The organism is Sphingomonas sp., from assembly GCF_051962185.1.
GTDB lineage: Bacteria > Pseudomonadota > Alphaproteobacteria > Sphingomonadales > Sphingomonadaceae > Sphingomonas.
Window position 1 is genome coordinate 1 of record NZ_JBQCCN010000150.1, and the last position, 11530, is coordinate 11530.

The 11530-nt window shown below is 65.2% G+C and carries 11 protein-coding genes; 6 read left to right on the forward strand and 5 right to left on the reverse strand.

Going from position 1 to position 11530, the window contains the following annotated elements:
- Positions 1 to 141: 141 nt before the first annotated feature.
- Positions 142 to 396: a CBU_0592 family membrane protein gene (locus tag ACTHJR_RS09390; RefSeq protein WP_440522888.1), complete on the reverse strand. Its 255-nt coding sequence runs from the start codon at positions 394 to 396 to the stop codon at positions 142 to 144.
- Between the two features lie 248 nt (positions 397 to 644).
- Between ACTHJR_RS09390 and ACTHJR_RS09395 the strand changes: the two genes are divergently transcribed.
- Together ACTHJR_RS09395 and ACTHJR_RS09400 are read left to right on the forward strand one after the other, a co-directional pair.
- Positions 645 to 1910: a DUF763 domain-containing protein gene (locus tag ACTHJR_RS09395; RefSeq protein ID WP_440522889.1), complete on the forward strand. Its 1266-nt coding sequence runs from the start codon at positions 645 to 647 to the stop codon at positions 1908 to 1910.
- Positions 1910 to 3055, forward strand: a complete 1146-nt coding sequence (locus ACTHJR_RS09400) for a winged helix-turn-helix domain-containing protein (protein WP_440522890.1) — start codon at positions 1910 to 1912, stop codon at positions 3053 to 3055. Before ACTHJR_RS09395 ends, ACTHJR_RS09400 begins: the two co-directional genes overlap by 1 nt.
- 119 nt (positions 3056 to 3174) lie before the next feature.
- Here ACTHJR_RS09400 and guaA read toward each other — a convergent pair whose 3' ends face one another.
- Positions 3175 to 4731 carry a glutamine-hydrolyzing GMP synthase gene (gene guaA / locus ACTHJR_RS09405; RefSeq protein ID WP_440522891.1) on the reverse strand — a complete coding sequence of 519 codons (1557 nt, stop codon included), beginning with the start codon at positions 4729 to 4731 and terminating at the stop codon, positions 3175 to 3177.
- A gap of 167 nt (positions 4732 to 4898) precedes the next feature.
- Between guaA and ACTHJR_RS09410 the strand changes: the two genes are divergently transcribed.
- Complete coding sequence (locus tag ACTHJR_RS09410; protein WP_440522892.1) at positions 4899 to 5249, forward strand: hypothetical protein; 351 nt, start codon at positions 4899 to 4901, stop codon at positions 5247 to 5249.
- Between the two features lie 115 nt (positions 5250 to 5364).
- Here the strand turns inward: ACTHJR_RS09410 and ACTHJR_RS09415 are convergent, their stop codons facing one another.
- A complete protein-coding gene (locus tag ACTHJR_RS09415) occupies positions 5365 to 7515 on the reverse strand; it encodes a prolyl oligopeptidase family serine peptidase (protein ID WP_440522893.1) in 2151 nt (716 codons plus the stop codon).
- A 134-nt stretch (positions 7516 to 7649) separates the two neighbouring features.
- Between ACTHJR_RS09415 and ACTHJR_RS09420 the strand changes: the two genes are divergently transcribed.
- The 3 genes from ACTHJR_RS09420 (at position 7650) to ACTHJR_RS09430 (ending at position 9714) form a co-directional block, all read left to right on the forward strand.
- Positions 7650 to 8153 carry a glycine zipper 2TM domain-containing protein gene (locus ACTHJR_RS09420; RefSeq protein ID WP_440522894.1) on the forward strand — a complete coding sequence of 168 codons (504 nt, stop codon included), beginning with the start codon at positions 7650 to 7652 and terminating at the stop codon, positions 8151 to 8153.
- 254 nt (positions 8154 to 8407) lie between these two features.
- Entirely contained in the window at positions 8408 to 8905 is a 498-nt protein-coding gene (locus ACTHJR_RS09425; protein ID WP_440522895.1) for a DUF1579 domain-containing protein, read from the forward strand.
- Positions 8902 to 9714, forward strand: a complete 813-nt coding sequence (locus ACTHJR_RS09430) for an NIPSNAP family protein (protein ID WP_440522896.1) — start codon at positions 8902 to 8904, stop codon at positions 9712 to 9714. The genes ACTHJR_RS09425 and ACTHJR_RS09430 overlap by 4 nt, the downstream gene beginning before the upstream one ends.
- A gap of 58 nt (positions 9715 to 9772) precedes the next feature.
- On the opposite strand, the gene rplQ is transcribed toward ACTHJR_RS09430, so the two are convergent.
- Both rplQ and ACTHJR_RS09440 read right to left on the reverse strand, forming a co-directional pair.
- On the reverse strand, positions 9773 to 10195 hold the full coding sequence (rplQ, locus tag ACTHJR_RS09435; protein WP_440522897.1) for a 50S ribosomal protein L17: 423 nt from the start codon (positions 10193 to 10195) through the stop codon (positions 9773 to 9775).
- Positions 10196 to 10359: 164 nt separating this feature from the next.
- Complete coding sequence (locus tag ACTHJR_RS09440) at positions 10360 to 11421, reverse strand: DNA-directed RNA polymerase subunit alpha (protein ID WP_066583937.1); 1062 nt, start codon at positions 11419 to 11421, stop codon at positions 10360 to 10362.
- Positions 11422 to 11530: the final 109 nt, after the last annotated feature.

The following is an 11530-nucleotide window of genomic DNA, read 5'->3' on the forward strand; positions in this document are numbered from 1 at the left end:
CAAAACGTGGGGGGGGCGCTTTTCGCGGCACGGGCCCGCTCCCCCCCCTACCGCCAAATCAGTATTTTCTTTGGGTGGTCGGGTGGGGGAGCGGGCCGGTGCGGTCTCAAACTCGCTCTTTCGCGAGTTTTCAAACCAACTCTAACGCCCGCGCCGCGCGACTTGCCAGAGCGTGTAGAGGCCGATCCCGGCCCAGACGACGTTGAGCGCCGCCGAGGGGATCGCACCGTTATAGCCGCTGTTGAGGACGAAGCAGGCGGCGCCGACCACGTTCATCCACTGATACAGACGCGACTGGCCACCAAGCCGGCCGGTCGACAGCAGGATGTAGGCGACGAGTATGGTGACCGCGCCGATCCAGCCGATCGTCTCGATGAGGATGCGTTCAGGCGTCACGAATCCCCGATGCCGCCGATCGCCGCGTTCGTCTACCCGCGCTTGCGTCAGGTCCGCATTCAGTCATGGACACGCTGATCATTCAAGGTCTTGCCGCACGGCTTTGGATCGAACGACGAGGGACGCCGGTACCGTTTCCGGAATAAGCTTGTTCTCTTCATGTTCCACAAGTGCTAGCTGGTGGGAATGACCGTCCTCTCGAGAGACCTGGCCCGAACCGTCCGCCGGACCCGGGCGTTGGCCCGATAATGGCGCAGCGTGCCGGCAGCGCCGACCTTCCGCTCCATGGCGGGCGCGTGCCCGCCTGGCTGGGCCAGCGCATGACCCGGCTCGGCGCCGTCATCGTCGAAGCGATCGTGCTGGAATATGGGCGCGACGAATTGCTGCGGCGCCTCGCCCACCCCTTCTGGTTCCAGTCGCTGGGCGCCGTGATGGGTATGGACTGGCATTCGTCGGGGATCACCACCAGCGTGATCGGCGCACTGAAGCGCGGTCTGTCGCCCTTGTCGGGGGAACTCGGCGTTCCCGTCTGCGGCGGCCGCGGACGGCACAGCCGCGCCACCCCGCAGGAGCTCGCGGCGATCGGCGACCGCGTCGGTATCGACGGCGGGGCGCTCGCCCGGGCGAGCAAATTGGTCGCGAAGGTCGACAGTGCGGCGGTGCAGGACGGTTTCGACCTCTATCTCCACGGTTTCTTCGTCACCGACGACGGCCATTGGGTCGTCGTCCAGCAAGGCATGAACGGGGATCGCCGGCAGGCGCGGCGCTATCATTGGCTGTCGGAAGGGATGGAGAGTTTCGTCGACGCGCCCCATGCGGCGATCGAGGGCCGTCAACAGGGCCGGATCGTCAACCTCGCCGATCGCCGCGCCGCGCCGTCGCGCGACCGCCAGCTTGGACTCCTCGCCGACCTGGGTCCGACCGGGATCGCTCGCGAACTTGCCGGCATCGAAGGTAGCCCGGTCACGGCGCCCGCGGCGGAACCTTTGTTGCCGCACCTGGTAATGCCCGACCATCACGACGTACGGGCAAAGGACATTGTCGGCCGGCGTCTCCACGCCGCATTCGCCGCTGCCGCCGATCGCGGGCCGGCGGATTTCGCCGAATTGCTGTTGGTCCCCGGGGTCGGCGCGCGAACGGTCCGCGCGCTGGCGCTGGTGGCCGAGGTGGTTCACGGTGCGCCTTGCCGCTTCAGCGATCCGGCACGCTTCTCGCTCGCCCATGGCGGCAAGGACCGGCACCCCTATCCGGTACCGACCAAAGTCTATGATCGCACGATCGCGGTGATGAAGTCCGCGGTCGTCAAGGCGAAGCTGGGACGTGAGGAGGAACTCGCGGCGGTCCGACGGCTCGACGCGCAGGCGCGGCGATTGGAAGCGACTGCGTCGGGCCCTTCGGTGGAAGCGATCATCGCCGAGGAACGGATGAACTCGCACGACTATGGCGGTCGCAGCGTCTTTGGATGGGAGCCGCCCGCCGACACGGGGCGTGGGCTTGGCGGGCAGCCCGCCTGATGGCGATCGAGCGGATCGGCCTTCCGCAGGCGCGGCGGATCGCGCTCGCCGCGCAGGGGTTCGGCATGCGGCGTCCGGACAAGCCTGGCCCCGCCCATCTCCGCCGCACGATCGAGCGGCTCCATCTTCATCAGATCGATAGCGTCAACGTGCTGGCCCGTGCCCATTATCTCCCCGCTTTCTCGCGGCTCGGCGGCTACGATCGGGCGGATCTGGATCGCCTGGCGTGGGGGCCAAAGCGGCAGCGCAGATTGTTCGAATATTGGGCGCACGAGGCATCGCTGCTGCCGTTCGAGCTGCACCCCCTGCTACGCTGGCGCATGGCGCAAGCCGATCGCGGCGAAACCGGCTGGGGCCGGATGCGCGTCTATGCGACCGAGCGCCGCGGCGAGGCGATGGCATTGCTCGACCGGATCCGCATCGAAGGACCGCTCGCGGCGTCGGATTTCGAGAGCCATAAAGGCCAGTCGGGCTGGTGGGAGTGGAGCGACACCAAGCGCGCGCTCGAATGGCTGTTCTGGGCTGGACACATCACCACCGCCAGCCGGCGCGGCAGTTTCGAGCGCGTCTATGACCTACCGGAACGCGTCATCCCCGGGGACGTGCTGGCGCAGGCGACGCCGACCGACGCCGAGGCGCACCGTGGGCTGATCGAGCGCGCCGCGACCGCGCTCGGGATCGCGACCGATACCGAGCTACGCGACTATTTCCGTCAGTCGCCCGACGAGGCACAACCCGCTATCCGGACACTCGCCGAGGAGGGCGCATTGATCCCGGTCGACGTGCCGGGCTGGCGCCATGCGTGGCTGCACCGCGATGCCCGTCGCCCGCGAAAGATTGATGCGCGGGCCCTGCTCGCGCCGTTCGATCCGCTGATCTGGCAGCGCGATCGCGCCGAGCGGCTGTTCGGGTTTCGATACCGGATCGAAATCTACGTGCCGGCGGAGAAGCGGCAGCACGGTTATTATGTGCTGCCCTTCCTGCTCGGCGACAGGCTGGTCGCCAGAGCCGATCTGAAGGCCGATCGTCAGGCGAAGCGGCTGATCGTCCAGTCGGTTCATCTCGAGCCCGATGCGCCCGATCATACCCGCGAGGCGCTGCGGCAGGAACTGGGCGGGATGGAACAATGGCTGGGATTCAGCTGATCACGGGCTGAGACGCATGGCTGGATCGATGTCGACCCACGCTTGTCGCGCATGACGCGGCGCCTTGCGGCGCCGAATAGCCAAGCCCGGATCGCGCCCCGCGCGATCCCGAGTCTTTGCTATTCCCACTCGATCGTGCCGGGCGGCTTCGAGGTGTAGTCGTAGGTCACGCGATTGATTCCGCGCACTTCGTTGATGATGCGGGTGGCGACACGCGACAGGAACTCGCCGGTGAAATGATAGGCGTCCGCCGTCATACCATCGACCGAGGTCACCGCCCGCAGCGCCAGCACGCTGTCATAAGTGCGGCCGTCGCCCATCACGCCGACCGAGCGGACCGGGAGCAGCACCGCGAACGCCTGCCAGATCGCGTCGTACAGCCCGGCGTTGCGGATTTCCTCGAGATAGATGGCGTCGGCCTTGCGCAATATGTCGCAGCGTTCCTTGCTGACCTCGCCCGGGATGCGGATGGCGAGGCCCGGCCCCGGGAACGGATGGCGGCCGACGAAGATGTCGGGTAGACCGAGCTCGCGGCCGAGCGCGCGGACCTCGTCCTTGAACAGCTCCCGCAACGGCTCGACCAGCTTCATGTTCATGCGTTCGGGCAGGCCGCCGACATTGTGGTGGCTCTTGATCGTCACCGACGGGCCGCCGGTGAACGACACGCTCTCGATCACGTCGGGATAGAGCGTGCCCTGCGCCAGGAAGTCCGCGCCGCCGATCTTTTTGGCTTCGTCCTCAAATACATCGATGAAGGTCTTGCCGATGAACTTGCGCTTCGCTTCGGGGTCGGTGACGCCTTCCAGCCCCTTCAGGAACAAAGTCTCGGCGTTAACATGGACGAGCGGGATGTTGTAATGGCCGCGGAACAGGCTGACGACCTGATCGGCCTCGCCGGCACGCATCAGGCCGTGATCGACGAACACGCAGGTCAGCTGGCTGCCGATCGCCTCATGGATCAGCACTGCCGCGACCGCGCTGTCGACGCCGCCGGACAGGCCGCAGATTACGCGCTTGTCGCCGACCTGCTCGCGAATCTCGGCGATCTTGGTCGCGCGGAACTCGGCCATCGTCCAGTCGCCCGTCAGCCCGCAGACGTGACGCGCGAAATTGGCGATCAGCTTGCCGCCGTCGGGAGTGTGGACGACCTCGGGGTGGAATTGCATCGCGTAATAGCGGCGCGTGTCGTCGGCGATCACCGCGAACGGCGCCCCGGCGCTCGCCGCGACCGGACGGAAGCCGGGGGCGAGGTTGGTGACCTTGTCGCCATGGCTCATCCACACCTGATGCGTCTCGTCTTCGCGCCACAGGCCGTCGAACAATTCGCAGCCATCATCGATCTCGATGAAGGCGCGGCCGAATTCGCCGCTGTCGCCCAGTTCCACCGTGCCGCCGAGCTGGTGCATCATGACCTGCTGGCCGTAACAAATGCCCATGATCGGCAGGCCGCTGTCGAGAATCGCTTGCGGGATGCGCGGGCTATTCTCTTCGAGCACGCTGGCTGGGCTGCCCGAGAGGATGACACCCCGGGGCTTCATCCGCGCGAAGGCCGCTTCGGCCGACTGGAAGGGCGCGATTTCGGAATAGACCCCCGCTTCACGGACGCGGCGCGCGATGAGCTGCGTCACCTGGCTGCCGAAATCGACGATGAGGATCGAATCGCTGTGCTGGGTCATGGCGCCCGATAGCGGCAGATCCTCCACAGCGCCAGTTGGCGTGACCAGAAAGCTCTCCCCGGGACAAATCGACCGAGGGCACGATTTCTCCTTCACAAAACTTACGCAATTATGTCATGATTCTGTAACATCGCGATCAAGCGATGATTTTTGGAAGGATGCTCAACATGATGAAGACGGTCATTCTCTCTTTGCTTGTCGCGGCGCCGCTGGCGGCGACTCCGGCAGCGGCGGCCTCGAATGACGGCCAGAACACCGCGATCGTCACCGCACGTGCCGACGCAGACGTCCGTTCGGCCGAAGCGCTTACCCGCGTGCTGCCCAAGGATGGCGGCGCCTATATCGAACTCGCGCAGGCCTATGTGCGCGCCGACCGCCCGGCGGACGCGGCTGCTGCCTATCGCCATGCGCTCGCCCTCGACAATTCCATGATGGAAACCGGCACCGGCGATTCGGTCTGGTCGCACTATGTCGCGCGTGCCGCGCTGGTGCGCTTTCCCCAGATGAGCGCTCGCTAAAGCCGACGAGCCACGCCCCGGTCTCCCGTCGTGGAGGCCGGGTAGCAGCTTTTCCCAAAAATGATCTCGGCCAAAGAAGGCGACGCGCGGCGTCGCCCTCAACGCACCGGCGCGATCACTCGATCGGCTTCACCGTCATTCCCGTCCACTTGGCGATGAACGCCCAGTCGACCGCGGTCTCATCGATGATTTTGTCGGTCGGCTTGCCCGAGCCGTGGCCTGCACGAGTCTCGATCCGGACGAGACGCGGCTTCGGACCCAGGTCCATCGATTGCAGCATCGCCGTATATTTGAACGTGTGCCCCGGTACGACGCGATCGTCGGTGTCGGCGGTCGCCGCCAGGATCGCGGGGTAAGGCTTGCCCGCGCGGATGTTGTGATAGGGCGAGTAAGCGTAGAGAATCTTGAAATCGGCTTCCTTCGATGGATAGCCGTAATCGTCGACCCAATAGCGCCCGGCGGTGAAGCGGTCGAAGCGCAGCATGTCCATCACCCCGACCTGCGGCAGCGCCGCCGCGAACAGGTCGGGCCGCTGGTTGACCACCGCGCCGATCAGCAGGCCGCCGTTCGAGCCGCCCTGGATCGCGAGCTGGTCCTTGCCGGTATAGCCCTTCGCCTTGAGATACTCGCCCGCCGCGATGAAGTCGTCGAACACGTTCTGCTTGTTGGCGAGCCGGCCGGCATCGTGCCACGCCTTGCCATATTCGCCGCCGCCGCGGATGTTGGCGACCGCGAGCACCCCGCCCTGCTCGAGCCAGGCGACGCGTGTCGCCGAGAAGGCCGGGGTCATCGAGATGTTGAACCCGCCATAAGCGTAGAGCAGCGTCGGCGCCGGCCCCGTCACGCCCTTCTTGCGAACGATGAACATCGGGATCTTGGTCTTGTCCCTGGACGGGTAAAAGACCTGCGTGACCTGATAAGCGGCGGGATCGAACGCGACCTTGGGCTGCGCCCAGACGCTCGTCTTGCCGGTCGCGACATCGTAGCGATAGATCGTCGCTGGCGTGGTATAGCTGGTGAAGGTGAAGAAGGTTTCGGGATTATCCTCCTCGCCGCCGAATCCGCCGGCCGAACCGATGCCCGGCAATGGCACCGTCCCGTCCGGCTTGCCGTCCAGCGTGAAGCGGCGGATCTCGCTCTTCACGTCGACCATATATTCGCCGATCAGTTTGCCGCCGATCAGGCTGGCGCTGTCGAGCACGGCCTTGTCCTGCGGCACCACATCGACCTGGGGCGGTACGGCGGAGCGCGCGTAGAGGTTGGTCATCACCACCTTGTTTCGCGGCGCGCCCTGGTTGGTCAGCCAGTAGAAATTACCGCCCTCGTTGCCGATCAGACCCCACATATTGGCCATGCCGGTGAACAATTTGCGCGGCGTGGGATTGGGTGCGGTCAGATCGATGACCGTCACGTCATTGCGATTGTCGGTGCCTTCGGTCGTGTAGATGACCAGCCATTTGCCGTCGTCGGTCACGCCGGCGCCATGGCCCCATTTAGGGTGGTCCGGCGTCGCGTAGATCAGCGCATCGGCCGATTGCGGCGTGCCCAGCTTGTGGAAATAGACCGCCTGGTTCTCGTTGGTCGATTGGAACTTCTTGCCCTCGGGCGGCGCCGGGAAGCGTGAATAATAGAAGCCCGATCCGTCCTTCGCCCAGGACAGGCCGGAGAATTTGACCCATTCGACATCGTCGTCGAGTACCTTCCCCGTATCGACGTCGAGCACCTTGACCGTACGCCAGTCGGTGCCGCCGTCCTGGATCGCATAAACCAGTTTCTTGCCGTCCTCGCTCGGCGCCCATTCGCCAAGCGCGGTGGCGCCGTCCTTCGACCAGCCATTGGGGTCCATCAGCACCCTGCCCTGGCCGTCGACACCGTCGCGGACGAACAGCACCGCCTGATTCTGCAGGCCAGTATTGTGCAGGTAGAAATAGCGGCCGCCCTTGCGCGTCGGCTGGCTGAAGCGTTCGTAGTCGATCAGCTTCCTGAGACGCTCCTTGAACAGGTCGCGGCCCGGCAAGGTCGCCAGATAGGCGTCGGTGACCTTGTTCTCCGCCTCGACCCAAGCGGCGACCTTGGGATCGGTGCGGACGTCGTTCTCCAGCCAGCGATAGGGATCGGCGACCTTGATGCCGAATTGCTCGTCGACAGTGTCGCCGCGCTCGGTGGCGGGATAGATGATGGCGGTCATATCGGTTTTCTGGGAACTCGTCTGGGCAAGGGCGGGCGCGGCGATCGCAATCAGGGCAAGCGGGAAGATGGTGCGCATTCAGGGCTCCGCAAGCTAGCGTGGATCACCTTGTCTATCAGGCGGAACGTCGCGTTCAATGGCTGGAAATGGCGCCGTTTCGGACCCATAACGGCCGGAACGCGTTGTCCGCCCTGTAACAAGGAGAAGAAGAAATGATCCGCTCCCTCCCGATCGCCGCGATCGTGCTGTCGTCGATCGCGATTCCGGCAACCGCGCAGACGGCGTCCGAGCAGCGCCGCTGGGAAATGGCGCAACGCCGCTACGATACCGAGACCAGCATCTATGAGCGCGCCCGCGCCGACTACGAAGCGGCGCAGCGCCGTGACCGCCGCTATGGCTATAACGACCAGCGCTATGACGACGGCCGTTATGCTACCGACTATGACGCCTCGCGTTACTATCGCGACGGGCCGCAATATCAGGAGCGCGTGCTGACCTCCAACGACCAGGTCTATCGCGGATCGGACGGCCGTTATTATTGCAAGCGTTCGGACGGCACGACCGGGTTGATCGTCGGCGGCGCCGCCGGCGGCATCATCGGCAATGTGATCGACGGCGGGCGCAACCGCGTCGCCGGCACGCTGATCGGCGGCGCGCTCGGCGCGATCCTGGGCAAGAAGGTCGATCAGTCGAACAGCGACTATCGATGCCGCTGAGCCGCACGGCACTAGCCTGAGCTAGCGCCGAGGTCGCGAAGCGCGGCCGTCGGGCGGCAACGCCGCTCGTCCGACGGTGTGGGGTTCGCTTCCACGCTCTGCCGCATTCAGAAAGGCCGTGCTCTCCATGAGAGCGCGGCTTTTCGCTTATCTGGCCCATTGGCCAAAAACGCACTCTCGGTCCCAGATCCCCAATGCTATTGACAAAACAGGTCGACCGGTCTGTTTTGTCAATAGCATTGGGAGACAGAATCATGCCCGACACCAACGACCGACCGGCCGCGCTCCCCGCCGGCGCCGGCGACTTCGATTTTATCCATGGATCGTGGCGCGTGCATCATCGCCGGCTGCGCGAGCGGCTGGTGGGATGCACCGATTGGGTCGAATTCGGCGGCACGATGCATGCCGATCCGATCCTCGGCGGACTGGGCAATTTCGACCGCAATGTCATCGACCAGCCCGAGGGCCGATACGAGGCGTGCACCTTGCGACTGTTCCGTCCCGATACCGGGCAATGGTCGCTGCACTGGATCGACGGCCGCGATCCGGGAATCGACCCTCCGCTGTTCGGAAGGTTCGAGAACGGCATCGGCGTTTTCCACGGTGACGACAATTTCCGCGGCCAGCCGATCAGGCTGCGCTTTCACTGGCAACAACCCACGCCGAGCACCGCGCGCTGGGACCAGGCTTTTTCGGCCGACGGTGGCGCCACCTGGGAAACCAACTGGATCATGGAGTTCAACCGCGCATGAAACCTCGTCGCACCTTGCCACTCGCCGCGGCGGCCGCTGCCGCCCTCGCCGCCCCCGGCGCCGGGATCGCCGCCGATGATCCCGGTGCGCATCCGGTCATCGAGTTGCGCCAGTACAAGATCGTCGCGGGCAAGCGCGACGCGATGATCGCCCTGTTCGAGCGCGAATTCGTCGAGAGCCAGGAAGTGCTCGGCATGCGACTGGTCGGCCAGTTCCGCGATCGCGACGATGCCAATCGTTTCGTCTGGGTCCGTGCGTTCCCGTCAATGGAAGCACGCGGCAAGGCGCTCAACGATTTCTATTTCGGGCCGGTGTGGAAGGCGCATCGCGACGAGGCCAATCCGCTGCTCGACGACAATGACGATGTCCTGCTGCTCCAACCCGCCTGGCCAGGATCCGAATTTGCTCCGGCAAAGGGGCGCCGGCCGGCGCCGGGCGCGCCCGCACCCGCGGCGGGAATGGTCGTGGCGACGATCGAATATCTCTGGAAGCAGCCGAGCGAAGGCTATGCGGCCTATTTCCGCGACACGCTGGCGCCCGCCTATCGCGCGGCCGGGCTGCCGGTGCTCGCCGCTTTCGTTCCGGAGACGCAGCCCAACAACTTCCCGCGACTGTACGTTCGCCAGAACGAGCGGCTGTTGGTGTGGTTCACTCGCGTGGCCGACCTGGCCGCCTATCAAGCCGCGCAGCGCAAATTGCGTGCGACGGCGGCCTGGCGCCGATCGCTCCAGCCGGCGCTGGCCGATTATCGCGAGCGGACGCCGCAAGTGCTGACGCTGTCGCCGACGCCGCGGTCGTTGCTGCGTTGACCCAAACAAAAAGGCCCCGCTTTCGCGAGGCCTTTTCGTTCAATCGGATCGATGTCGATCAGGCGGCGACGTCGAAGTCTTCGTCGGTCATCACCGGACCCGAATCCTGGCCCTTAGCGCTTTCATCGCGATCGACGAACTCGATGATCGCCATCGGCGAGGCGTCCGAGGCGCGGACGCCGGCCTTGATGATGCGGGTGTAGCCGCCGTTGCGCGCGGCGTAGCGCGACGCGAGCACGTCGAACAGCTTCACGAGCTGCGCATCGTCGAGCAGGCGCGCGTGCGCCAGACGACGGTTCGACAAGCCACCCTTCTTCGCCAGCGTGATCAGCTTCTCGACATAGGGGCGAAGCTCCTTCGCCTTGGCAGTGGTGGTGGTGATCTGCTCATGCTTGATGAGCGCGGCCGCCATGTTGCGGAACAGCGCGGCGCGGTGCGCCGAGGTACGCTGAAGCTTACGACCGCCAACCTTGTGACGCATGATACATTCCTTCTCGTTCGTCAGGGGGCCGTGTGAGGTACCCCGGGCCTGGTGGAGACGGAGGAGCCCACCGAATATTCCGTCATCCCAGCGAAAGCTGGGATCTCATGAAGTAGCTCCATGGCACGAGGCCCCAGCTTTCGCTGGGGCGACGGCCTTGGAGATTACCCCATAATCTCCTGCTCGAGCTTCTTCGCCATCTCTTCGATGTTCTCGGGCGGCCAGCCGGGGATTTCCATCCCGAGGCGGAGACCCATGCTCGACAGCACTTCCTTGATCTCATTGAGCGACTTGCGGCCGAAATTCGGCGTGCGCAGCATCTCGGCTTCGGTCTTCCCGACCAGGTCGCCGATATAGATGATGTTGTCGTTCTTGAGGCAGTTGGCCGAACGCACCGACAGTTCGAGTTCGTCGACCTTCTTGAGCAGGTAGCGATTGATCTGCTGGGTGTCGCCCGACACGCCGGTATCGGACGGCGCCGCGGCGACGCCGATCGGGGCCGAGCGAGTGATCGCCGAATCGTCGAAGTGCACGAACAGCGCCAGCTGGTCCTGGAGGATGCGCGCGGCATAAGCGAGCGCGTCTTCCGGGGTCACCGTGCCGTCGGTCTCGACCGTCAGCGTCAGCTTGTCGTAATCGAGCTCCTGCCCGACGCGGGTGTTCTCGACCTTGTACGAGACCTGGCGGACCGGGCTGTACAGAGCGTCGACCGGGATCAGGCCGATCGGCGCGTCGGCCGGACGGTTGGCGACCGCGGCGACATAGCCCTTACCGACATCGGCGGTCAGCTCCATGTTGAGCGTCGCGCCCTCGTCGAGGTGGCAGATCACCAGATCCGGGTTCATCACTTCGATGTCGCCCGACACGGCGATGTCGCCGGCCTTGACCTCGGCCGGGCCGGTGGCCGCGAGCTGGAGACGACGCGGGCCTTCGCCCTGCATCTTGAGCGCGATCTGCTTCACGTTGAGCACGATGTCGGTGACGTCCTCACGGACGCCCGCCAGCGAGCTGAACTCGTGCAGCACGTTCTCGATCTTGATCGAGGTGACGGCGGCACCCTGCAGGCTCGACAGCAGCACGCGGCGCAGCGCGTTGCCGAGGGTGAGACCAAAGCCGCGCTCGAGCGGCTCGGCAACGAAGGTCGCCTTGCTCTTCCCGTCGCCGCCCTTTTTCTCGAGCGCGTTGGGCTTCTTCAATTCCTGCCAGTTCTTTGCATTGACAGACACGGGGGCTTCCCTCTGTTGGGCCGGGGGTGGGGCTGACCCCTGCGGCCGTGGGCGAATGCCGGCGCAGCGCGATCAACCGCGCGCCGGCGTGACGAAATCAGACGCGGCG

Coding starts and splice junctions, on each gene's coding strand:
- ACTHJR_RS09395 (WP_440522889.1), top strand. CDS start 645: ATGGCGCAGCGTGCCGGCAGCGCCGACCTTCCGCTCCATGGCGGGCGC.
- ACTHJR_RS09400 (WP_440522890.1), top strand. CDS start 1,910: ATGGCGATCGAGCGGATCGGCCTTCCGCAGGCGCGGCGGATCGCGCTC.
- guaA (WP_440522891.1), bottom strand. CDS start 4,731: ATGACCCAGCACAGCGATTCGATCCTCATCGTCGATTTCGGCAGCCAG.
- ACTHJR_RS09410 (WP_440522892.1), top strand. CDS start 4,899: ATGATGAAGACGGTCATTCTCTCTTTGCTTGTCGCGGCGCCGCTGGCG.
- ACTHJR_RS09415 (WP_440522893.1), bottom strand. CDS start 7,515: ATGCGCACCATCTTCCCGCTTGCCCTGATTGCGATCGCCGCGCCCGCC.
- ACTHJR_RS09420 (WP_440522894.1), top strand. CDS start 7,650: ATGATCCGCTCCCTCCCGATCGCCGCGATCGTGCTGTCGTCGATCGCG.
- ACTHJR_RS09425 (WP_440522895.1), top strand. CDS start 8,408: ATGCCCGACACCAACGACCGACCGGCCGCGCTCCCCGCCGGCGCCGGC.
- ACTHJR_RS09430 (WP_440522896.1), top strand. CDS start 8,902: ATGAAACCTCGTCGCACCTTGCCACTCGCCGCGGCGGCCGCTGCCGCC.
- rplQ (WP_440522897.1), bottom strand. CDS start 10,195: ATGCGTCACAAGGTTGGCGGTCGTAAGCTTCAGCGTACCTCGGCGCAC.